Origin of the sequence: Streptomyces sp. NPDC050147 (assembly GCF_040660195.1) — a bacterium.
Taxonomy (GTDB): domain Bacteria; phylum Actinomycetota; class Actinomycetes; order Streptomycetales; family Streptomycetaceae; genus Streptomyces.
Genome location: NZ_JBFALJ010000035.1, coordinates 34524 through 57019, shown reverse-complemented (window position 1 = coordinate 57019; position 22496 = coordinate 34524). Strand labels below are relative to the sequence as shown.

Genomic DNA, 22496 nt, shown 5'->3' with positions numbered 1-22496 from the left:
GCGAACAATTCAACCTACCAGATTCACATCCTGCGGTCAGGACTTTACGCCTTGAGGCACAGCAAGCTGGAGTCATGACAAGTGCAGCCCTCCGCAGCAGGGCGTGGAAACTGCTGGAGACGGTCACGACGCCGCTGCTGCCGTCGGACTACCTCGACCTGGTCAGCCCGCTACGTGCGGGCGCCGACCTGCGCGGGCGCATCGAGGCCGTGCACCCCGAGACGGCTGACGCCGCGACCGTCGTGATCAGGCCGGGACGGGGCTGGCGCGGCCACACAGCCGGTCAGTACGTACGGATCGGGGTCGACGTCGACGGGGTGCGCCTGTGGCGTGCCTACTCCCTCACCTCGCCGACAAACCGCCGGGACGGCCGCATCACGATCACTGTGAAGGCGATCCCGGACGGCAAGGTCAGCAACCACCTGGTCCGCAGGGTGAAAACGGGCACGCTGATCCATCTCGACCAGCCGACCGGTGACTTCGTGCTGCCGCAGGCCAAGCCCGCCAAGGTGCTCTACCTGACGGCCGGCAGCGGCATCACGCCCGTGATGGGCATGCTGCGCGACACCGAGTTCGACGACGTCGACATGGTCCACTGCGCGCCGCAGCCGCACGACGTGATCTTCCGCGACGAACTGCACGACCTGGTCGCGGACAAGAAGCTGCGGCTCACCGAGGTGCACACCGACACCGACGGCATGCTCGACATCACCCGTCTCGACGAACTCGTGCCCGACTGGGCCGAGCGCGAGACCTGGGCTTGCGGGCCCGCGGGCCTGCTCGACGCCGCCGAAAAGCACTGGAGCGAGCACGGCGTCCCAGAGCGCCTGCACACCGAACGCTTCCGCCCCAGCATCGTCGTCGCCGGCGACGGCGGCGAGGTCACGTTCAGCGCCACCGGCAAGACCGTCGACGCGGACGGTGCCACGCCGTTGCTGGACATCGGCGAGGAGGCCGGCGTACTCATGCCCTCCGGGTGCCGCATGGGCATCTGCTTCGGCTGCGTCACGCCGCTCAAAGCGGGCGCCGTCCGCGACCTGCGCACCGGCGAGATCACCGAAGCCGAGCCGGGCGTCCTCATCCAGACCTGCGTGTCCGCCGCGGCGGGCCCCTGCGACATCGAACGGTAGGAGCACTTTGACCGCCATCGACCCCACCGCCCACCTGACCGCGGAGCAGATCGAGGAGCTAGGCCGCGAACTGGACGCGATCCGCGACGAGGTGATCGCCGACCGCGGCGAGAAAGACGCCGCCTACATCCGTAAGGTCATCGCGGCGCAGCGCAAGCTCGAGCTGGTCAGCAGGGGCGTACTGCTGTTCTCGATCTTCCCGCCCGCGTGGCTGCTCGGCACCGCCGGGCTCTCCGTGGCGAAGATCATGGACAACATGGAGATCGGCCACAACATCCTGCACGGCCAGTGGGACTGGATGCGGGACCCGAAGATTCACTCCACCACCTGGGAGTGGGATCACGTCTCGCCGTCCGAGCAGTGGAAGCACTCGCACAACGAGCTGCACCACACGTACACCAACGTGATCGGCAAGGACAACGACCTCGGCTACGGCATCATGCGCGTCGATGAGGACCAGAAGTGGCACCCGTTGTACCTCGGCCAGCCGCTGTGGAACTTCATCAACGCCTGCTTCTTCGAGTACGGCATCGCGGCGTACGACCTGGAGCTCGGCAAGAACCTCGACAAGGCGCGCCGCAAGAACCCGGAGTTCCGCGCGCGGGCCAAGGCCGTGGGCCGCAAGATCCGCAAGCAGGTGCTGAAGGACTACGTGATCCACCCGCTCCTTTCGGGCCCGTCCTTCCTCCCCACGCTCGGCGCCACGTTCACCGCAAACCTGGTCCGCAACCTCTGGACCCACTCGGTGATCATGTGCGGGCACTTTCCCGAGGGCGTACAGGTCTTCGAACGCCGGTCGATCAAGGGCGAGACGCGCGGCCAGTGGTACCTGCGCCAGATGATGGGTTCGGCGAACATCAGCGGCAGCAAGGCCATGCACTTCATGACCGGCAACCTGTCGCACCAGATCGAGCACCACCTGTTCCCGGACCTGCCGAGCAACCGGTACGCCGAGGTCGCGGTGAAGGTGCGCGCGCTGTTCGAAAAGTACGAGCTGGAGTACGTCACCGGCCCGCTGCCCAAGCAGGTGTTCTCCGCGTGGCACAAGGTCTTCCGGCTCTCGCTGCCGAACAAGAAGCCCAAGGTCAAAACGCCGCAGCGCGAGCAGGAGCTCGTCGCCGCCTGATTCCCGGCATTGGTTCCGATCTCCCGGCCGCCCTACCGGCGGCACCGCCGGGTTCGGCTCGGTGAGATTCGTTGCGGACGGTGGGCGGCCGCCGCATCAGACCGTACGACACAGGACCCGGGCAGCCCGGCGCCCGGCTGCGCTGCCTGGAGGTGCGCCAGATGATCAACGGCATGGTCCGCGGCCGGCGACATCGACTGGCTGGTCCAGAGCGACTCCACCATCGTCCGCGCCCACCAGCACGCCGCCGCCACGGGCCGAAAATGGGGACCGTGCGGGCGGACGAACCGGACGGTCATGCCCTCGGCCGACGAAGCGGCGGTCTCTCTCGCCTCGTTCCTGCTCTGGGAAACAACCGTTCGAAGACGGACTCTAGAGCGGCCGATTGCAGAGGAAGCAGCCGTCCCAGAGCGGGAGCGCGCTGAGAATGCGGTGGCGCACGCACGAGGCCATCGCGGCCTCGTCCGGGCCGGGGAAGCCGCGTGCGGCGCTGCTGTCGGCGGGCGGGGTGCAGGACGCCACCATGGTCGTGAAGCGGTGCAGGTAGTCATGCACGCGGGGCGGGTGGTAGCCCAGCTCGCTCCAGCGATGTCCGCTCGCCGCGAGTGCTGTGGCACGCAGCACGAAGTCCTTCGCGCGGGCGCGTTCCCGCTCCGTCGCACCCCAGTCGAACTCCGCCAGGTCGAACCCGACGGCGCCGCGCCCCATGACGTTCTGGTCCTGCAGGGTCAGCAGCGCCGCGAAGCGGAAGTCCCAGTCCTCGGAGGCGAGATCGGACACGGCGAGCATCAGCACGTCGATGAACACCTCGGTGGCGCCGTTGGACAGGTCCAGGTCGTGACTACCGCCGGAGAAGACGTTGCTCACCGACCTATGATGCGACCCCGGCCCTCCACCTGCTTGGAGAAGACGCATGACGGATGCGAACACCGGCAAAGTGGTCGTGAACAGGGTGATGTCCCTCGATGGGTACATCGCCGGTCCCGGCCACACGATGGACTGGATCTTCGAGCACATGACCTCGGCGACATTCCCGGAGGTCATGGCGGCCACGGGCGCCATGCTCATCGGCCGGGGCACGTACGAGGTCGGCAAGCGCATGTCCGACGAGAACACCGACTACGACGGCGGGGCGCAGTTCGTCCTCACCCACCGTCCGCCCGACGAGCCGGACCCCAACGTCACCTTCCTCACCTGCGACATCGAGGAAGCCGTGGCCACGGCGCGCCGCGCCGCCGACGCCAAGAACCTGGAGATCCTCGGCGCCGACGTGGCCGCCCAGTGCCTGCAGCGCGGCCTCGTCGACGAGATCCTGGTGTACGTGCTGCCGGTGCTGCTCGGCGACGGCGTCCGCTTCGCTCCGCCAGGCCTCGACCGGATCGGCCTGGAACCGTTCAGCAACATCCAGTCGGGCGGGGTCACCATGCTGCGCTTCCACGTGCGCAAGTAGGCACGGTCGCAACTACTGGCCTCCTGTCAGGCCCTCGCCACCGGCCCACGAGCAACCTGACCCGGCCGTCAACCCACACCACCGCCCGATTTGACGAACCACTGGTAGCTGGTGGGGGATGTGACATCCCCTCTGCTGCGCTCTGCGCAAGAAGGTCTGCGAGCTGGAAGAGGAACGGAGGGCCGTTCCCTGCCACGTGGTCGTCGAAGACCCGCCTCAACCGGGGTCCGCGGACAGCGCCTCTTCGGGCGTCAGCCCATTGCCGCGCCGATATGCGCTCCGATAGACGTCCTCGTCCAGGTGCTCCCGTACCACCCGCGTGATCCGGTCGACGTCACCGCCGGTTCGGCAGCGGCGATGTCGGAGACGGCCATGGAGTTCGGTATCGCGCTGGGCATCGCCGGCCTGGGCAGTGTCGTCACCGCCGTCTACCGGGACGAGATCGGCGAGGCCCTGCCGCAGGATCTTCCGGCGTCGGTCGCGAGCACGGTGCGCGACACGCTCGCCGGTACCGACGCCGTCTCCGACGTGGTGGGCCCTCAGGTCCTGGAGCAGGCCCGGGAGGCGTTCACCAACGGGCTGAACCTCGCGAGCGGTGTCGCAGGCGTGATTGTGGCGGTAATGGCCGTCGCCGCGATGGTGCTGCTGCGCCACGTCCCGGCGGGCGGTGCCGACGAAGAGGAGGCCGGTGAGGCCGCTGAGGCCGCACCGGCGGCGGAACCGGCGACTGCCGGGGACAGCCGCTGAGACGCGGCTCGACGAGGGGTGTGAGGCGGTCCGGCCGTCCGATCCGACCGGGACCGCCCCGCGCGTGTGCCCACGCGCGCGGGGCCGAGGTCGGGCGCTGGCCGACCAAGCGGGCGAACGACTCGCTTCGAAGCTGCCGCTACCGACTCCGGTCAGCGGGACGACCATGCTGTCCCTGGCCATCAGCCAGCCCGACCCGCCTGCGGAGACGCCTCGGGTGCTAAGGCTCGACGAGTTCGCCCTGAGCAAAGGGGACCTGACGGGCGTCGCGCGCGTTGGACGCTTCGACCAGGGCTGCGATTCTCCGGGACGACTAGGGGAACCCCACCCGACGCACCCCAGCGACGACCGCATCATCCAGGGCCGGGAGCTGCCATCGTCCTGGACGGCGTCAACCGTCGGGCGGGGCTACGTCGAGCTGCCGCCGTGGACGCGCCCTCCGGCGCCAGTGGAGGCCGGGCGCGGGACGTGGGCGTCGCGTGCCAGGGGCGGCGCCCACAGCCCGGTCTCTGCGACGCAGCGAAGGAGTTATGGGGTAGCGGGGCCATGCCTGAACCTGGTGACAGACCCGCATCGGATGTAGATTCGATTGCTCACACACTTCGCATCATGCCGCTGCGCCAACGGGGGTTGGGCTCACGATGACGCACCACACGGGCTCACTTGGCCGCTATGAAGTACGGCTGCTGCTGTGGCTCCACGAGCAGTGCGGCCGACAGATCGATGTACCTGTGCCGACCGGCGAGTTCGGACTGCAGCAGAACAAGCCCGCACTGGGTGTCGCCGCTCTCATCGAAGTGCTCCAAGAGAGAGGGCTCGTGCGGATCCAGGAGGACGGGGAGCGGCCGCCGCCGGACACGGAACTCACCATGGCGGGGCTTGCACAGGCAGATCAACTGGTCGCACAGCTGGGGGACCCGGTCGCGATCAAGCGGTACACCGAGAACGCCCTGATCGCGTGGGCATACGAGGAGAACCGCTCCGGGCGCCACCCGCGCCTCAAGGAGTTCTTCATCGCTGAACAGGCCTGGTTCCACGGTCGGGTGCTCAGTCAGGGCGACGTCGAAGGCAGCGCACGCTATCTGCGGAGGGTCGGGCTGCTCACGCTCGCGGGGGAGGCGATCGAGGCCCGAGCCGGGCTGACCGAGCGCGGGCGGCACTGCGCCACCGAAGGCGGCAGCGACGTATCGGCGTACGTGGCGCGGGAACCGGCCCCGGGCCACATCACGTTCGGCGGCCCGATCACGGGCAACGTCAACGTCCTGTACGGAAACATCGAGACGGTAAACCAAGAGACCGGCCTCAACCTGGACCCCGAGCAGATCGCCCACCTCATCCGGGCGGACCGGGACTTGCGCAGCGACGAGGACCCCGCGGGGCCGAGTCCTCAGACCCGTACCCTCGCCGCCCGCATCCGTGACCAGCTGTCAGCAGCCCCCAACTCCAGAGCGGCACAAGCTCTGTTACAGACCATAGGACCGACCCTGACGAGACTGCTCGGCGGCTGAGAGCCACGGAGTGGAGAGGACGAGCGTGAGCAGACTGTACGGGCGGGACGTCCTCCTCGACGACCTGGTGCCACGCCTGGTGGGGTGCCGCCGCAAACACGAGCACGAGGACGTCGAGCAGGTACACCGGGACGACCCGCCCGCGCTGCTCCTCACCGGGCCGCACGGCAGTGGCCGCACCGCGGTCCTCGACAAGCTGTACCGCTCGTATCGCACCCGTATTCCGGTGGCTCAGGTGGACTGCGCGCAGGCGCGCGAATCTGCCTCCGGCGAGGCCCTCGTCGCCAACACCTCGCCGGGCGCCGACTTCCTGATCGACGCCGCCCGCGGACTCTGCGCCCCGGTCGCCGGTGAGCGGAAGCGGCTGCAGTTGCCGCGCCTGTGGACCGGGCTCGTGGCCGTTTGCGCCTGGCGGTTCGGCGACGCGAAGGAGCAGGAGGCCGCCCAGGGCCGGGTGCGGCGGCTGCTCACCGGGTGCGGCCTCGCCGATGAGAGCACTACCGCCGCGGGCAGCTGGGTGCGGGACGTGAACGCCGGCCTGCCCAATGTCCTCGACCGGGAGGAGCTCAAACCGGTCGTGGACGCCTCGGTGGAGCTGTTCACCGGGCGGTATCTGACGAAGAAGGGGCAGGCGGACGGCGTACTGTCCTTCTACGCGGAACGGCCCGGGGTCCGCCGTGGGGAGGCGCCCCTGTTCGCGCTCTCCCGCGCCTTCCACCAGGGCGACGACCTGCGACGGGTGGCCGAGGCCAGCCTTGCCGCGGCGCTCCTGGAGGATCTGCGGGCCCGCTATGGCACCCGCTGGATGCGCTTCAACCGGCCGCCACGCCCACTGCTCCTGCTCGACAACGTGCAGTCCACGCCGGGCACCCTCCTGCTGAACCAACTCCTCACCCACCGGGCGAAGGGCGCCCGTGATCCACTGATCGTGGTGGCCGCCGCGCGCGGCAGCGCCCGTCATCGCTCGCGGCCTGATGCGACGGAACGCAACCTGGAGCAGGTCGCGGGCGGGGCGGCCGACTGGCGACGACCGGAGACCGGGACCCCGTCGGCCGGGCTCATCACGGTCGAACTGCCGCCGCTCGAGCGTGACGACATCGTGGCCATGCTGAGTGACGCCGCCCCGTCGCTGCGGGGTGAACTGCCTCGTGTGGTGCGCCGGTTCACCCAAGGGTCGCCCCTGGGATGCGGGCTCCTGACCGAGGCGGTGCAAGCCCATCCGCACAGCGCGGCCACGCCGGGGCTCGATGTGGGCGCGCTGCAACTGGACGGGCAGTCGGTGACCCGGCAGATCGCGGCGCGACTCGTACCCGACCCGGAACTGCGCCGCAATCTGACCCTGTTCTCCGTTGCCCAGGACAACGCCGCAGCACGCGCCCTGGCCGCCGAGTACCTGTCCACCGCCCCGGATCGCATGGCCGTGGAAACCGCCCGGGGCCATCTGCGCGCCGAGTACGGTGCGCAGGCGCCGCGGCCATTCGTCACCGACCCGTTCCTGCGGGCTGTCCTCGTGCTCGAACTGCGCCGCCGGCGGGCGCAATCCACGCCGTCGGCCCCGACCTGGTACGGCCTCCATCAGCTGCTCCACGACTACCACGCCAGCGCCCGGCAACCCATCGACGCCCTGCACCACGCGCTCGCGGGCGGCGACGCCGGGCATGTGGTGACGCGCCTTTACGAGCGGTTCACGTCGCCGGACACCGCGGAGCAGTGGCTGCGCGATCTGTGGCACGTGGCTTCGGCACCGCATCCACCGCCCCGTGCCGCCTGGACGGAGGATTGCTGGGACAAGGCCAGCGGGAAGAGCGGCACGCAGTCGGCCGAGGACGACGTGTTGCGCTCCATACGCCGTCTGCTGCATGCGGTGTGGCTGGCCGCCGATCCGCTGACCTCGCCGGACGAGAAGCTGTGCGACCGGATCCGGTTCGACCTCGAGCTTCTGTCGGGCCGGCATGCCACGGGTGCCGGCACGCTCTTCGACGCCGCCCAGGAGTGGCACGACGACCTGCGCGAGCTACGCACCCCATCCTCTGCCTTACCGGTGCTCGGCTCTGAAGGGAGCCAAGGTGAGCTTCACTGACATTTTCGTCCGCCCCTTCGTCAGAGGGCGCGAGCTCAGGCGCGGGGAGCGGATCCTGGGCCGGTGGATCGCGGGGTTCGTGGCCCTGGCCCTGCTGGGGGCCACGGCAGGAATTGTCGTGCCGATCCTCACCAAGAGCGACTGCCAGGACGGGCTCGTGGAGAAGGAAGGCGAGTGCGTCGGCCTCGTGGACGCGACGGCACAGGTTCCGGTCTTCAAGCCGGGCGAGGACGGACCCGGCAAGGAATTCGCCCGGCTGGTCAAGCGCATCGCCGAGGAGAACGAGCGGGTACGCGACGTCTGGGAGAGCCCCAAGGGCGACGCCGACAAGAAGCCGTACGTGAAAGTCGCCCTGCTGCTCCCTTTCAACACCTCCAAGTCCGGGGCGATGACCGCCCCGCTCGTCGAGCGCAGCCTGGCGGGCGCCTATGCCGCGCAGCGCAACGCCAACCGCGCCAGCAGCGGCGTCAACTTCCAGATGCTGCTCGGTAACATCGGCACCGACCTGGACCTGTGGCAGCCCGCCGTGGACGCGGCAGCGAAGCTCAGCGGCGGCGGGAAACAGTCGGAGGACGACTCGCCGCTGGTGGGCGTGATGGGGCTGCCCAACAGCGAGCAGGACACGCAGGACGCGGCGAGCGCCCTGTCCGCCAAGAACATCCCGGCGGTCAGCGGCGTCCTCAGCTCCCCCACCATCGAGGCCAGGACCTTTTTCAAGACGGCCCCCAACAACCGCAACTCCGTGATGGCTCTTGCCCGTTACCTCAAGGACGAGCCGGGCAACGGCAAGGGCTTCCTCGTCTGGGACTCGCGCGCCCAGGACGACTACGTCACCAACACCAAGGCGGAGCTCCTCAAGCGCTTCGGCACGAAGTACGAGCTCACGGTCCGGGACAAGTCGTACGTCGGCACCATGGGCCCTTACGAGGGAGCACCCGCCACCATGGCGCCCGCCGCCTCGAGCCTGTGCGAGTCGGGCGCGGACACGGTGTTCGTGGCGGGCCGGGACTGGGACCTGCCCGAGCTGGTGGAGGCCATCGCCAAGGACGGCGACTGCCAGGCCCGCAAGGACAAGAACAAGACGCCCATCCGGATCCTCCGTGTCTCCACCGGGCTCACCTCGCGGCTCACCAGCGAGGACATGCGCAAGGCGATGGCGGAAGCCAACGTCGTCACGCTCAACGCGGCGCCCACGGACAACCCTTCGTGGAGCCTTGGCCAAGGCGCTCCCGGGCAGTTCCAGACATTCGCCACCACCATCGCCAAGGAGGCGGACATCAAAGGGACCGACCTCGACGACGGCTACGCGATCATGCATTACGACGCCTTCCAGGTCCTGATCGAGGCCGTCACCCAGTTCACGGATGACGAGGACAACAAAGGCCAGCTGCCCTCCAAGTACGACGTCAACAGCAACATCAGCAACATGAAGGTGGGGACCGACGGCGACTGCGGAGACTGCGTGCGGGGCGCCGGCGGCGAATTCGGGTACACCTCGGGGAACGGCAACTGGCCCGTCTGCAAGCCCGTTCCGGTCATCGAGTACCCGCGGGCGAAGGGCTACAGCCCACCGAAGGCGTTCCGGACCAGTCCGGGCAAGGGTGGCTCCTGCCCGGGGTGAGGTGCGTGGGCGACGGTCTCGCCGGGCGCAAGTCTGTGTCACCCACCGAGCGGTGTGCGGCGTGCGACGGCGGGCCGGCAGTTGCGGCGGCGGGCGTCCGTGTACGCGCGGCTGGACAAGCCTTTCCGAACATCCACCCGTCGTGCTGCCCGGCTGTCGGCGACGCTTGCCTTTCGAAGACCGCCGACAGCGTCGGCATGCGATGTCCGCGCCCCGCCCCAGACCGGCAACACAGCATGGTGCCCATGCTTTCGTACTTGAGTTCCCACATGGAGGCGGCCCCCCACGGGGCGCACGTGGCGGGGCTCGTGTCTCATTTGCGGCGTTGTGGCCCCAGGGTGTCCGTGAGACATTAGCCGCTTTACGGCACTTGGGTGCCGGACCGCACAGGCTGGGTCACGTCGCGTAGGGGAGACCGTATGAGGCTGTGCAGAAGTGTCGCTGGAGCAACTGCTGTTGTCCTCGGCCTGGCCGGGCTCGCAGCGTGCGGCGGGTCGGACGGCGGGCAGGGCGGGGACGGGATGACCATCGCCGTCCGTGACGATGTTCCCGGTATCGGGCTCAAGGGCCCGGACGGCACTTACCGCGGCTTCGACATCGACGTGGCCACCTATGTCGCCCGGCAGTTGGGGACTCCGGCGGATCGCATCAGGTGGCAGCCGACCGTGCCGGCCGAGCGCGAGAATCTGTTGGTGCGCGGTGATGTGGAGCTGGTCGTCGCCAGCTATTCGATCACCGAGCAGCGTAAGCGCAAGATCGCGTTCGCGGGACCGTACTTCCTCGCGCACCAGGATCTGCTGGTCCGCGCCGACGACACGAGCATCAAGGAAGCCAGTGACCTGAACTCCAGGAAGCTCTGCTCGGTGACCGGCTCCACCTCTGCGCAGAACGTCAAGACCAAGCTCGCACCCCGAGCCGATCTGCAGGAGTTCAGTTCTCCCACCGAGTGTCTGACGGGCCTGGAGAACAAGGCGGTGGACGCGCTGACCAACGACGACGCGGTCTTGGCCGGGTTCGCCGCGCAGCGCGAGCACCGCGGCAAGTTCAAGCTGACGGGCCTGCGGCTCAGCGACGAACGCTATGGCATCGGCGTCGCGAAGAGCGACACCGCGTTGCGAGACAAGGTCAACAAGGCGTTGCGGAAGATGGTCTCCGACGGCGCCTGGGAGCGGGCTGTGCGCAAGCACTTCGGTCCGGCCAGATTCAACTACGAGCCCGCGCCGAAGATCACCGAGACCGGCTGAGCCCCTGGTGCTCCCCGCCGCAGAGTCGCCCCGCACCACCGCGTTGTTGCCCGACTTCCTCGATCTGGAACGCTACAACCTGTTCGGCGCGTTCGGGGTGACGTTGCAACTCGCGCTCTTCTCGGCCGTCGGCGCACTGGTGTGGGGCACGGTCCTCGCCGCTCTGCGGGTCAGCCCCGTGCCCGTGATGCGCGCTGCTGCCGCCGTGTACGTCCACGTCGTGCGCAATACACCACTGACCGTGATCATCGTGGGCACGTCGCTGGGCCTGCACCAGACCATGGGCGTCACGCTGGGCGGCGGCACCGCCAAGGAGAGCGGATTTCGCCTTGCGGTGCTCGGCCTGGCCGGCTACACGGCAGCCTTCGTCTGCGAAACGCTGCGCGCCGGCATCAACAGCGTGCCCGCCGGGGAGGCCGAGGCGGCCCGCTCCCTCGGGCTGAGCTTCCGCCAAGTCCTGGCGCACGTGGTACTGCCGCAGGCGTTTCGCACGGTGGTGAACCCACTGGCCACCGTGCTGATGTCGCTGACCAAGAACACCACGGTGGCCGCCGCCATCGGGGTCAGCGAGGCCGCGCTGCTGATGAAGGAGATGATGGAGAACGAGAGCCATGCCGTCTTCGCCGTCTTCTCGGTCTTCGCCTTCGGATTCCTCTGTCTCACCCTGCCCCTGGGCCTCCTGCTCGGTCGGGTGAGCCGCAAGGTGGCTGTCAGACGGTGAACGAGCTCTCCGTCCTGTATGACGCCCCCGGACCGCGCGCCCGGCGGCGCCACCGCCTGTGCTCCGTCCTCTTTCTCCTCGTTCTCCTGGGAGCGGGCTGGTGGGTGCTTCGAGGGATGGCCGAGAAGAATCAACTGGCCGCCGAAAAGTGGAGCCCGTTCGCCGACGACCCCCGGGTGTGGACAGAATTTCTGCTGCCCGGCCTCGCGCACACCGCGCAGGCCGCGTCGTTGGCCCTGGTCCTGGCGCTGCCGCTCGGTGCGCTCCTTGGCATCGCCCGCCTCTCCGACCATGCCCTGACGCGCCGCTGTGCGGGGACTGTCATCGACTGCTGCCGCGCCGTTCCGGTGCTGATGCTCATGCTGCTCGCCAACGAGGTGTACGCGCGCTTCAGCAACGTCGAGCCTCAACAGCGGCCGCTGTACGCGGTGGTGAGCGGGCTCGTCGTATTCAACTCCGCGGTACTCGCCGAGATCGTCAGGGCAGGGATTCTGGCCCTGCCCCGCGGCCAGAGCGACGCCGCGCACGCCATCGGAATGCGCAAGGGCCAGGTCATGAGGTCCGTGCTGCTGCCCCAAGCCGTGACCGCGATGCTCCCCGCCCTCACCACACAACTCGTGGTCATCGTCAAAGACACCGCTCTGGGCGGCGAGATGCTGGCCTTCGGGGAACTCCTCCAGCAGGTACGGCTGATCTCCGCGAACTACGGAGCCAACACCATCGCGTCCCTCACCGTCGTCGCCCTGCTCTTCGTCGCCCTCAACGTCCTGCTCACCTCGCTCGCAGTACGCATCGAGCGACACGTGAGGCGCGGCAGGAAGGGCACCGGCGCTGTCGTGGTGAACGCCGCACAGACAAGCACACCCACATGACCCCCCGCAGGGAACGCGACGCTTACTGAGTCTTCTGGTCTGGCTGTGGATCTCCGACCTGGCGATCCTGCTGGGCCTGGAGGTCGACGCGGAGTCCATAAGGCAGCGTGCCATCGGCGGTGGGCATCCGCCGGAGGCCGAGCCGTGCACCCAGCCCCGGGACATTCGGAAATGGGACGCGGAAGACCGGCGCCGTCTGGACGAAACCTGAACCGCCGCAGGGCCGCGTCGGAGCTGGCATCGCCGGGCATAGCCGGTGATCTTTGGGATACTTGCAGGATATGAGTTTGCTGGCAGGGATTCGTAAGACAGACCAGAGCCTGGCCAAGCAGCTTGCTGCCAGTGCCTCCCCCGGCCTTCACCGGACGCTGTCCGCAGTGGAGGAGACGGCGGAGGGGACCAAGCTGTGGTGCGGCGCGGCCGCCACGATGGCCTGGCTGGGCGGCTGGCGCGGGCGCAAGGCCGCCGTCGCGGGCATGGCCGCTGTGGCGGTGGCGCAACTGGTCTCCAACGGCGTGTGCAAACAGCTGGCCGATCGCCCCCGGCCCCCCAAGGAGTGGTTCCCGCACGACGAGGCCGAGGACCGTCCCGACTCGTCCTCCTTTCCCTCCGGGCACACTGCCGCCGCGGTCGCCTTCACCGCCGCCGTCGCCCCGGCATGGCCGCTGGCCGGTGCCCTGTGTGCGGTACCGGCGGCCATGTTGGCCATCGAACGCGTGCAAAGCGGCGCCCACTACCCCAGCGACGTGGCCGCCGGTGCCGCGATCGGCCTGGCCAGCGCCTGGCTCACTCACCGCACCCCGCGCCTGATCCTGCGCCACTGGCTCTAGCGGCCGCCCCTCGATGCGCTCCCGTACGCGCCGACCGGTACGAGGTCGCGGCGTTGGTACGGACCCGGGTGGCGGTGGAGCGTTCGGCGGTCCTGGCCTGGCGGGTGGACTTCACGCGCTGCTCGCCGGTGGTGCCGGTGGTGCTGGCGATGCCGGTAGTGCCGGGACGGCCGCACAGCCCCCGGGCTGTCATCGTGTCGATGACATCTAGGGTTGTCATCCATTGGATGACGTGTTACAATCGTGTTAGTGAAGCGCATTGGCAGCAACAGTCTGAATCTGCTGGAGGTGTTTTCACGATGTTGATGCGCACCGACCCCTTCCGTGAGCTGGACCGGCTGGCGCAGCAGCTGACGGGCCCGGGCACCTGGTCGAAGCCGTCGGCGATGCCGATGGACGCCTACCGCGAGGACAACGAGTACGTGGTGGCCTTTGACATCCCCGGCGTCACCGCGGACGCGATCGACATCGACGTCGAGCGGAACATGCTCACCGTCAAGGCCGAGCGTCGGCCTGTGGCCAAGGCCGACGACGTGCAGATGGAGCTGTCCGAGCGGCCGCTGGGCATCTTCTCCCGCCAGATCGTGCTCGCCGACACCCTTGACACCGAGCACATCCAGGCCGACTACGACGCGGGCGTGCTCACCCTGCGCATCCCGATCACCGAGCGCGCCAGGCCCCGCAAGATCTCCATCGGCGTCGGCTCCGGGCGCAAGGAGATCTCCGGCTGACACCGGCCTGGCTGGTGCGGAGGACAGGCACCTGCTCTCCCCCTTCCTCGTCCTCCGCACCTCCGTGGACAGAACGAAGAGGGGTGGCTGATGACTCTGCGACACGAAGCGTTCCTCGAGCGCGTGAAGGAGCGCGGCGAGTACGGCACTCCGGAGGAAGCCGATCGTGCGGCCCGCGTGGTGCTCGCCCTGCTCGGCGCGCACCTGGTCGGCGAAGTCCGCGCCCAGCTCGCGGCACGCCTGCCTGAGAGCTTCGCCCTGATCCTGCTCAACCCCCTGCAGAGCGCCGAGCCGCTGCCCCCAGAGCGGTTCGTCCGCGCGACCGCCGCCTGGATCGAGGGCGCCACCGAGCGGACCGCGACCTGGGACGTCAGCGCCGTGCTGTCCACCGTCGCCGACACGGCAGGCGAGGACCTGACGGGGCAGATCCTGCTCCAACTCCCCGCTGGCTACGACCTCCTCTTCGGCCGCCCTCTGCCCGCCTGAGCAAGATCGGGCGTGCCGCACCCGGCACCCAGGCATAGGAAAGCTCGTCGCCAGCCGCAGGCGAGTGATGCCACGTCCGACGACGTGCGGCGCGGCCTCAGCAGGCGGCATGCCGGGCGACCACGTCGATGCCGGGGCGGGCATATCGCTCCAAGGAGCGGGCGGAGGCGTGCCGAAAGCGGGTGTGTCCCTCGGCATCGTGGATGGGGGCGGTGCGCCGGCAGCGATGCAGCGTCCCTCCGTCCACGGTGATGCAACCGTCGCAGGAGAAGATTCGGGGCACGCCTACTTCACGGTTGGGGGAAGGTGTCGACAGGAGTGCCTGTTGAGACTCATGTCGGTTCTGGGCGCGGCGGATAGATCAGGTGTCCGTCTTGGACTTGCACGTCCTGGTTCAGGACCGCGGGCTTCGCGCTCGTGGGTGACATGATGTGCACGACCTCCGTTCCCTCGACGAGAAGTGCATCGGTGATCAGCCGGCGGTGGCAGCGCCACGGCACCGCCTCACTGCACATGATCGCCGGCCGTTCGTGTTCGGCCAGTTCGATCAATTCGTTTAGCCCTTTCCGGAAGTCAGCGGTCGCCATGTAGTCGGCGTAGTCCCGGAAGGCTTTGACCCGCCAGGCACCGTTCACGCTCGGGACGCCCTTGGGGGTGTGACGTCGGCCCCCAAGCTTCGGAATCCACCGATATCCGATATCAGAGGGAAGTGCATCGACGATGCCGAATGTGGCGGCGGATGCGTCGCGGCCGGCTGCGCGGCTCTGACAGTAGGGCGGTCAGCTGCGGAAGGGACCTGTGACTTCGTAGGTGATGCCGCCGGACGAGCTGCCGCTCGTACCCCGCTGGCTGGAGAAGTACAGGCGCTTGCCATCCGGCGAGAAGGCCGGGCCGCAGATCTCCGAGGAGGACTGGCCGGCGATCCGCAGGAACGTCGCGACCACGTCGTCCGGCGTGATGATGCAGATCTCCATGTTCCCGCCGTCCTCCGCGACGTACAGGTCGCCGGAGGATGAGCCGGTGACGTTGTCGACGCCGGTCAGCGGGGCTCCGCCACCGACGACCAGGGAGTCGTCGTAGGCCAGCTCATAGGTGCCGGCGGCCACGTTGAGCTGCCAGACGCGGCCATCGCCCTTGGTGGTGAACCAGACGGTGTCGTTGGCGTAGTGGCAGCCCTCTCCGCCGTTGAACAACTTGGCGCCGGAGACTTGGTCGCGGGTCGGGGTGGGCGAGCCGTCCGGGTCGGGCACGGTGGCCCAGGTGAAGCTGCCGGAGGTGGCCGATCCGGCCTTGAGGACCTGGAGCGTGCCCGCCGACAAGTTGCCCCACGTGGACGGAACGAACCGATAGAAGCAGCCGTCCGACGCGTCCTCCGTCAGGTAGATCACCTTGCGGACCGGGTCGGCGGCTGCCGCCTCATGGTTGAAGCGGCCCATGGCATCGCGGCGCACGGCGGTTTTCACGCCCCACGGGTCGGTCTCGTAGACGTAGCCGGTGCTGACCTCCTCGCAGGACAGCCAGGTGTTCCAGGGGGTCGCTCCGCCGGCGCAGTTGCGGTTGGTGTTGGAAAGGATCCGGTACGAGCCGGTGATCGAGCCTGTCGAGTTGAACTTGATCGCGCCCGCTCCGCCGGTGGAGGAGATCTCCGAGTTGGAGACGTAGATCCACCCCGCGCCGTCGGCGAAACAGGCACCGCCGTCGGGGGCGTTGTGCCAGGTGTAGGTGGTGGAGCCCACCTTCTGGCCGGACCGGGCGATCACCCGGCTGGTGAAGCCGCTGGGCAGCTGGATGCCGTTGGAGTCCGCCGTGCCGAGCGCTCCGTACGGGCCGGGGCCTTTCTGTGCCGGCGCCGCGTAGGCCGCGCCCTGCATGAGCGTGTAGCCGAATGCCGCTGCTGTGCCGCCGACGACTGCTCCACGCAGGAAACTACGACGTTCCACTTGATCACTCCAGGGGTTCGTGGCCGTCCCTGCCGCACCGGTCGGGCGGCGGGGTCGCGAGGGGCGCTCCCGGAACCTAAGAGTCCCGGATTGACGGTGCATCAACAACCGATGAAGTGGAAGCGTCTGCTGTCGGCCTGTTGCGTCGCATCCTTGGCCAGAACCTGCCGCCTCGCCTGTGGGCGACGGTCTGCGGCTGGCGCGCGAAGGGGGCCAGCGCTTGATCGAGCCGCTGGTGAGCGGCGTCGACTTGCACGGAGTCCAGACGCGGGTAGCGGCGCAGGAACTCTTCCGGGTGATGCTCACTTCGAACGACACTGCGGCCGGGAGCTGTCGCCCCATCGAGTGCGCGCCGACCGTCCACACCCCAGGTCGCCCTCGCCCTGGAGAAGCACCCCTGAAGAGGTTCAGTGAGCGAGGGCGCGCGTCCGTGGGTGCGTATGCCCTCTGTGTGGTTGCCGTCGGTCTGGTTGCCGTCGCAGCCGACCGTGCGCGCCCAATGGCCGCTTCTCGCGTGGGTCACCTTCAAGGCCCGCTGGAAGCTCGCTCGCCATAGACCCCAGCGAGGAGGCCACCCTCGCCGGGAATACCGCACCGCTGCTCCAACACGCCGGTCACGGTGCAGCTCGCGCGGCAACCGAATCCGCTCAGGCCGGCACGGTGGTCTCGGCGGATGACCGCCCAGGCGGCCTGGCCATCCTGGAGAGCAGGCGTGGATCTACAGCATCACAGTCGCTGCCGCGCCTCGGCGCAACCATCTCGCTCGAGTGGTAGAAACCGACTGCCCTCCCCCCGCGGGACCTGACCAGCGCCACTGCCCGGGCGGGCCACCGCAGGCCAACTCCCAGCACGGACCGCGGACCACGCCACCTCACAGCGCCTCTGCCCGCCTACGGCGACGGGCCCGAGCAAGACGCCGGCGGTGCACGGCTTGCGCGGGAGAGCGGTGGCGCGGCCTGGGGCCCTCACGCGAGGAAGGTCACTGCGGGGAAGGCCGGAGAGGGCCCTTCGAGCAGACGCCTGCGGCGGTGGCGCAGATGCTGGTCGAAGAACGCGAGCGGATACGCCTGCTGGATTCTCACCGCCTGATGGGGATCGAGGGTGCCGATCACGTCCTGCAACTGGGACTCGCTCCACCCCAGCACCTTCGCCACCTGTGGGAACAGCGCCTCGTTGTCGCCGTAGGAGACGTGGGCGGCGCCTTGGGCCTGAATGTCCAGCCGCCAGCCCCGCAGGTGCGACCAGAACGCGGCGGCCTCGGGATCGGTTGCCCGGGTGAACACGGCGGACATCATCATGAACGGCCGGTCCAAGTCGCCGGTCAGCGGCGGTTTCATCTGCATCGGGCCGTCCAGGCTCAGCCCGGCCCGGATGCGCTTGTCCGCGAGCGTGGCACAGGCGGTGGCCGTCCCGCCCTTCGACCAGCCGAACGCGCCCACGCGCCGCGTGTCGAGGGAACCGAGCAGCCCGGCCGGCAGCTCCTTGCGGTCGGCATCGGGATTGCGGCCGGCGGCGAGCTGCTCGACGCAGTCCAGGACGAAGCGCAGGTCAGCGGCGAAGTCCCCGGGCAACGTAGGCGCCTGGCGGTCGTCCAGCGGAACAGCGATGCGGCCATCAGGGAACTCGGTGTAGGTGTCGTACTGGTGGGCCACCGTCACCACCGCGTAGCCGTGGCTGGCGAGCTCCTGGACCATGATCGTGTGGTCGCCCTGGTGGCTGTGCGCTCCGTGCGAGAACACCACGACGGGCAGGCCTCGGGCCGTGCGTCGCACCGGAGCACCCACCCGGCCGGCCGTCAGCGGTCCCCGGTCAGCCAGCTCGCTCAACCCCGCGTCGGTGAGGAACACGCGAAACGCGCCGGCTGGCATCCAAGGCGCCACCGGATACTGCTGGGCGTCCCGGGCGGGGTACCAGACAGTGGCCATCAGCTCACGGAAGCGCCCGGGGCCCGCGATGACGTCCGGACGCGACCGGTCGATGAGGTGCAGCTGGATGGTGCCCACCGAGTGCGGCCCGCTCGGTGCGGGCAGCCTGAACCGCTCCACCGCGCGGGTGTCCGCGTCCGGATCGGCGGCCCGTGCGGGGCCGGCCACGGCGGCCAGCGGTACGGCGGTACCGGCAGCCAGCGCGGCTGTCATCATGCTGCGGCGCGTCATGCCTTTGAGGCTGTTGAACGGCGTGGTGGTCATGGGTCCTCCCCCTGGTGACGGGCCGTCAATCGTGCCGCGCAGGTCGACTCGCGGACACAGAAGTGACGCTGTCACGTACCCCTCCCCCGCGGCATCGGTCCACCGACCAACCGCTCACGCTCGCATCAACCCACGGGATTACACCCCGGGGCTGACAGAGCCGGCGCCGCCGGGCCGGCCGCCAGACCATCGCGCACACTCGGGCCCGCGGCCATGCTCAGGCCGGCGGCCGAGGTTGCGGTGGGTGACAGCGCCGCGGACCCGGCTTTATCCCACCGCCCCACGGAGACGCGGCCTTGTCCCCCCGCACCACGGAGACGCCAACCCGCATACGGATGGATCCGGCCCCCGCTCACCAGACCGCTCCCGCGTACACGGCCGACGACGGCGACGGCGACAGCGACAGCAGCGGCGACGGCGACGGCGACGGCGAGATCAGGGTGATGTCGGAGCTGATCCTCAAGCAGGTGTGATCCGCTGGTCGGTGGGCCGGACCGGGGACAGGGCCGGGGCCAGCCAGCGGGTGAGGAAGGTGCGCAGCCCCTCTTCGTCGTGCGGCGGCTGGCCGGGGTGCTGCAGCAGGGACGCAAGAAGGCGCATGATGATCTCGGCGAGGCCCCTGAGGTCTTCTTCCTTCATGCCGGCGGTGGTCCAGTCGACGGGAAATCGCCGCAGCATCCTGGCGCCGTAGGCGATGGTCTGTTGCGTAGTGGTGCCGCGGCCGAAGGCGGTGGTGTCGTCGAGTTGCAGCAGCAGGCTCAGGCGAGGCTCGGCGGGGATGGTCCGGACACAGAAAACCATGCCTTCGACCACGGCCTCGGCCGGGTCGGTGATGCCCTGCAGGTGCGCGATCATCAGGTCGACGAACGACTCGGCGCCCTGGGCCGCCACTTCGCCGATGATGTCGCTGATGCGGCCGAAGTGGCGGTAGACGGTCTGGCGGGTGACGCCGAGCTCGACGGCGACGTCGGACAGGGTGGTTTTCGTGGCGCCGTGCCGGTCGATGCAGCGGGCGGTCGCGTCGACGATGCGCTGGCGGGCCTCCGCGTCCGATGCGGGAGGCCTGCCTCCCCAGCCGTGGTGCCCCATGGCCCTAGGATCGCACAGGCTGACCTGTCCTTTGAGGTGTGGTCGCGTGCAGTACGGCCGCGATGAGCCCGACTGCGGCGATCATGCACAGCCCGGTGTACCAGAGGCTGCCGACAGGGGTGCCCTGCTCGGTGATGCCGTCGGCCGCCGCGAGGTAGGCCGGCAAGGCGATCAGCCACAGAATGAGGTGGACGCCGAGATACAGCGCCGGATAGATCCGCGCGAACTGCAGTGACGCCACGGGTAGTTGGCCTGCCCGGGGCGCGCGCCAGGCGTCCGCGAGAAGCCCCAGGCCCACGATCCAGACCAGTACCAGTTCGGTGGTGAGGATGGTCTGCTGGATGCCGAGCTGGTCCCCGCCGCGAAAGAGGTTGCTCGGCACGCCCGCGACCGCCATCGCCAGAGGGGTCAGAGCGCCGGCCACAAGGGCGCGCAGGCTGATCTGCCGACCGGTGAGCGGGCCCCGCCCTGGCTTCGCGCCGACCAGCCGGACCACGAGGTAGGTCATCGCGCCGAACGACACCGAGGCGAACAGGAACATGCTGTTCATCGGGACCGAGGCGAGCGCGGGAGCGTTGATCATCTCGTTGTCGGGGTTCCAGGCCCACCATTTCAGCTGGGGCCCGAGCTGATCGAAGATCTCGTAGAACGCCTGGCAGGTGAACGCGACCGCCAGGGAGCCGGCCAGGGGCCCGCGCCGTGTGAAGACGCCGAGGGCGCGGATCACCTCGTAGGCGAGCTGGGACAGCGCCGGATAGAAGGCCACGATGTAGAGCGGCAGCCGGTCGTACATGAACTGCACGGTGAACACGTTGTGGGAGAAGATGAGCCCGACGTGCTCCTGCAGGCCGAACCAGCCCGGGAAGTAGAGCGGCGGCTCGATGACCGCCAGGTAGACGATCGAGGCGAACCACAGCGAGATGTTGACCGGGTCGCCGTCGCGGCGCCACCGCCGCCACGCGTGGATCAGGGCGAACACCGCGCCGCCGATGACGAGCAGCTCGAGGAACGGCATGGTGGCGTTCTCGAGGCCGAAGGGGTTGCGGAAGTCCACGATGGGATCGGCGTGGTGACAGGAGTGGCCAAGCCTTTCCGCCAGGCGCTCGGCCGCCGCGTCGCATGAGTAGCCCATTGCTTGCTCCTCGGGTCAGTGGTCGACGAGGCCGGTCGCGGCCGGCGGCTTGGTGCCGGTCCGGGTGCGGTTGCTGAAGTCGGTTCCGGGTGGGTCCTGTTGATCGTCGAACCCGCCGGGTATGACCGTGCGTCCGAGCCGCTGACGCACCTTGTAGCGCACGATGCCGAACCAGAACCGCGGGTCGGTGGCCATCTGTCGGAGCGACGTGTCCAGGTTGAAGACCTGGGCGAACGTCCGCTCGACATAGGCGTCCTCGCGGCTGGCGGCGGTGATGGCGTTGAAGACCGGCCAGCTGAACCGCGCGGCCAGCTTGCGGCGCCAGGCTGCGACGACCTCACTCCCGGTCGCGAAGTCATAGGCCTGGTCACGGGCCATCGCGAGCATCCACGGCACGTCGAGGGACTTCTTCTGCCGGGCGAGGAACGCGTGGAAGAAGGCGGTGTCGAGGACGTCGCGATCCTGGAGCAGGTCGGCGAGGATGAGGGCGGACCGGGCCGCCGAACTCATTCCCTGGGCGTAGAAGGGGTTGAACGCACAGATCGAGTCACCGACGCAGACCAGCCCGAGCGGGGGCTGTTCAAGCAGATCGAAGCGGCGCCACTTGTTGCCGGTCGAACGGGTGAGGTGCACCTCGGAGGTCGCCGTGCAGGCACGCGCCGCCTTCCCGAAGGACGTGGCCCGCACGCGATCCACCGCTGATTCGAAAGTGTCGGCCTCGCGCGGCATCCGGATGCCCCACGACCCCATGCACACGATGGCGCGATCCCCCTCGATCGGGAAGAAGTTGCTGAGGAAGGCATGCTCCTCGGGCTGATCGCTGCTGTCGCGTGTGTCCGGGACCGGGGTGACGACCAAGTGCTTCCACCACCATGAGTCCGGACGCCGGTCGGCGGGAGGCAGGTCGTACCACCGCGAGGTGTAGGTGACCTTGGCATCCAGGGTCTTCTCCGGCGGCATGGCCCACCCCGCCGCGTGCAGCCAGTCGGCGACCGAGGAGCCACGCCCCAGGGCGTCGACGACCAGGTCGGCGGAGAGGTGGGCCGCCTCATCGCCCCTGCGGTACTCCACGCCTTCGACGCGCCCGCGCGCGGTGCCGCCCCCGCTGGAACGCAGCCCGGTGACCGTCACGCCTTCGCGGATCTCGATGGCTGACAGCGCGCGCACATGGTCTCGCAGGACCCGCTCGATGAGAACACGTGAGCTGTAGATCATGGTCATCGACCCGGTCTTGCGCGGGGCCCAGCCGTCACTCTCGCAGTACGCCGCGTCCATCGACGGCATCAGGTGCATCCCGCCCGCGGCGATCAGCCTCTCCTCGAACCCCGGGAAGATTTCACCGATCGCGCGACGCCCGGAGTTGAGCAAAAAGTGCGGGTGTTTGCTCTGCGGCACACCCCGCCGATGCTGCGCGCCGGGCGGCAGCCGGTCCCGCTCCAGGACGATCACCTCGTCGAAATGCCTGGCGAGCACTCCCGCGGCGCACAGCCCCGCCACGCTGCCGCCGAGCACCACGGCCCTCTGTCCCCGCATGATCACTCCATTCATACACGCAATGCGTGAATGTATGATTAGTGGGAGGGGAAGTTAACAGGGGCGG

Annotated in this window: 20 protein-coding genes and 2 pseudogenes; 15 read left to right on the top strand and 7 right to left on the bottom strand. The window is 68.9% G+C overall.

What is annotated here, in order from left to right:
• The first annotated feature begins 74 nt into the window (after window positions 1-74).
• Both AB0I94_RS37750 and AB0I94_RS37745 read left to right on the top strand, forming a co-directional pair.
• Window positions 75-1130: a ferredoxin reductase gene (locus tag AB0I94_RS37750; protein WP_363314317.1), complete on the top strand. Its 1056-nt coding sequence runs from the start codon at window positions 75-77 to the stop codon at window positions 1128-1130.
• Window positions 1131-1137: 7 nt separating this feature from the next.
• On the top strand, window positions 1138-2256 hold the full coding sequence (locus tag AB0I94_RS37745; RefSeq protein WP_363314316.1) for an acyl-CoA desaturase: 1119 nt from the start codon (window positions 1138-1140) through the stop codon (window positions 2254-2256).
• 372 nt (window positions 2257-2628) lie between these two features.
• Here AB0I94_RS37745 and AB0I94_RS37740 read toward each other — a convergent pair whose 3' ends face one another.
• Window positions 2629-3123, bottom strand: coding sequence for a hypothetical protein (locus tag AB0I94_RS37740; protein WP_363314315.1), 495 nt, complete (start codon window positions 3121-3123; stop codon window positions 2629-2631).
• Window positions 3124-3169: 46 nt separating this feature from the next.
• Between AB0I94_RS37740 and AB0I94_RS37735 the strand changes: the two genes are divergently transcribed.
• The 12 genes and pseudogenes from AB0I94_RS37735 (at window position 3170) to AB0I94_RS37680 (ending at window position 14546) form a co-directional block, all read left to right on the top strand.
• Entirely contained in the window at window positions 3170-3706 is a 537-nt protein-coding gene (locus tag AB0I94_RS37735; RefSeq protein WP_363314314.1) for a dihydrofolate reductase family protein, read from the top strand.
• Window positions 3707-4006: 300 nt separating this feature from the next.
• Complete coding sequence (locus AB0I94_RS37730; protein ID WP_363314313.1) at window positions 4007-4453, top strand: hypothetical protein; 447 nt, start codon at window positions 4007-4009, stop codon at window positions 4451-4453.
• Between the two features lie 641 nt (window positions 4454-5094).
• Complete coding sequence (locus tag AB0I94_RS37725; protein WP_363314312.1) at window positions 5095-5961, top strand: hypothetical protein; 867 nt, start codon at window positions 5095-5097, stop codon at window positions 5959-5961.
• A 25-nt stretch (window positions 5962-5986) separates the two neighbouring features.
• Window positions 5987-8041, top strand: a complete 2055-nt coding sequence (locus tag AB0I94_RS37720) for an ATP-binding protein (RefSeq protein WP_363314311.1) — start codon at window positions 5987-5989, stop codon at window positions 8039-8041.
• Window positions 8028-9662, top strand: a complete 1635-nt coding sequence (locus tag AB0I94_RS37715; RefSeq protein ID WP_363314310.1) for an ABC transporter substrate-binding protein — start codon at window positions 8028-8030, stop codon at window positions 9660-9662. Before AB0I94_RS37720 ends, AB0I94_RS37715 begins: the two co-directional genes overlap by 14 nt.
• 419 nt (window positions 9663-10081) lie before the next feature.
• Window positions 10082-10906, top strand: coding sequence for a glutamate ABC transporter substrate-binding protein (locus AB0I94_RS37710; protein WP_363314309.1), 825 nt, complete (start codon window positions 10082-10084; stop codon window positions 10904-10906).
• A 46-nt stretch (window positions 10907-10952) separates the two neighbouring features.
• Complete coding sequence (locus AB0I94_RS37705) at window positions 10953-11627, top strand: amino acid ABC transporter permease (protein WP_363314356.1); 675 nt, start codon at window positions 10953-10955, stop codon at window positions 11625-11627.
• Complete coding sequence (locus AB0I94_RS37700) at window positions 11624-12499, top strand: ABC transporter permease subunit (protein WP_363314308.1); 876 nt, start codon at window positions 11624-11626, stop codon at window positions 12497-12499. The genes AB0I94_RS37705 and AB0I94_RS37700 overlap by 4 nt, the downstream gene beginning before the upstream one ends.
• Before the next feature lie 22 nt (window positions 12500-12521).
• A pseudogene (locus tag AB0I94_RS37695) lies at window positions 12522-12710 on the top strand (ribonuclease BN); the annotation flags it as partial.
• A 70-nt stretch (window positions 12711-12780) separates the two neighbouring features.
• Window positions 12781-13329, top strand: a complete 549-nt coding sequence (locus AB0I94_RS37690) for a phosphatase PAP2 family protein (protein ID WP_363314307.1) — start codon at window positions 12781-12783, stop codon at window positions 13327-13329.
• A 299-nt stretch (window positions 13330-13628) separates the two neighbouring features.
• Window positions 13629-14060: an Hsp20/alpha crystallin family protein gene (locus AB0I94_RS37685; RefSeq protein ID WP_363314306.1), complete on the top strand. Its 432-nt coding sequence runs from the start codon at window positions 13629-13631 to the stop codon at window positions 14058-14060.
• A 90-nt stretch (window positions 14061-14150) separates the two neighbouring features.
• On the top strand, window positions 14151-14546 hold the full coding sequence (locus AB0I94_RS37680) for a DUF2267 domain-containing protein (RefSeq protein WP_363314305.1): 396 nt from the start codon (window positions 14151-14153) through the stop codon (window positions 14544-14546).
• A 332-nt stretch (window positions 14547-14878) separates the two neighbouring features.
• Here the strand turns inward: AB0I94_RS37680 and AB0I94_RS37675 are convergent.
• The 3 genes and pseudogenes from AB0I94_RS37675 to AB0I94_RS37665 all read right to left on the bottom strand — a co-directional run.
• Window positions 14879-15268 (bottom strand): annotated as a pseudogene (locus tag AB0I94_RS37675) (DUF488 domain-containing protein); the annotation flags it as partial.
• A 57-nt stretch (window positions 15269-15325) separates the two neighbouring features.
• Window positions 15326-16486 carry an alkaline phosphatase PhoX gene (locus tag AB0I94_RS37670; protein WP_363314304.1) on the bottom strand — a complete coding sequence of 387 codons (1161 nt, stop codon included), beginning with the start codon at window positions 16484-16486 and terminating at the stop codon, window positions 15326-15328.
• Window positions 16487-17451: 965 nt separating this feature from the next.
• Complete coding sequence (locus tag AB0I94_RS37665) at window positions 17452-18675, bottom strand: acetylhydrolase (RefSeq protein ID WP_363314303.1); 1224 nt, start codon at window positions 18673-18675, stop codon at window positions 17452-17454.
• Between the two features lie 296 nt (window positions 18676-18971).
• On the opposite strand from AB0I94_RS37665, the gene AB0I94_RS37660 reads away from it, so the two are divergent.
• Complete coding sequence (locus tag AB0I94_RS37660; protein WP_363314302.1) at window positions 18972-19148, top strand: hypothetical protein; 177 nt, start codon at window positions 18972-18974, stop codon at window positions 19146-19148.
• On the opposite strand, the gene AB0I94_RS37655 is transcribed toward AB0I94_RS37660, so the two are convergent.
• Genes AB0I94_RS37655 through AB0I94_RS37645 form a run of 3 tightly spaced genes read right to left on the bottom strand, consistent with a single transcriptional unit; the run spans window position 19135 to window position 22429 of the window.
• Window positions 19135-19764 (bottom strand): TetR/AcrR family transcriptional regulator, encoded by a 630-nt coding sequence (locus AB0I94_RS37655; protein ID WP_363314301.1) that lies wholly within the window; start codon window positions 19762-19764, stop codon window positions 19135-19137. The genes AB0I94_RS37660 and AB0I94_RS37655 overlap by 14 nt on opposite strands.
• A 4-nt stretch (window positions 19765-19768) precedes the next feature.
• On the bottom strand, window positions 19769-20896 hold the full coding sequence (locus AB0I94_RS37650) for a hypothetical protein (RefSeq protein WP_363314300.1): 1128 nt from the start codon (window positions 20894-20896) through the stop codon (window positions 19769-19771).
• A gap of 15 nt (window positions 20897-20911) precedes the next feature.
• A complete protein-coding gene (locus AB0I94_RS37645; protein ID WP_363314299.1) occupies window positions 20912-22429 on the bottom strand; it encodes a hypothetical protein in 1518 nt (505 codons plus the stop codon).
• Window positions 22430-22496: the final 67 nt, after the last annotated feature.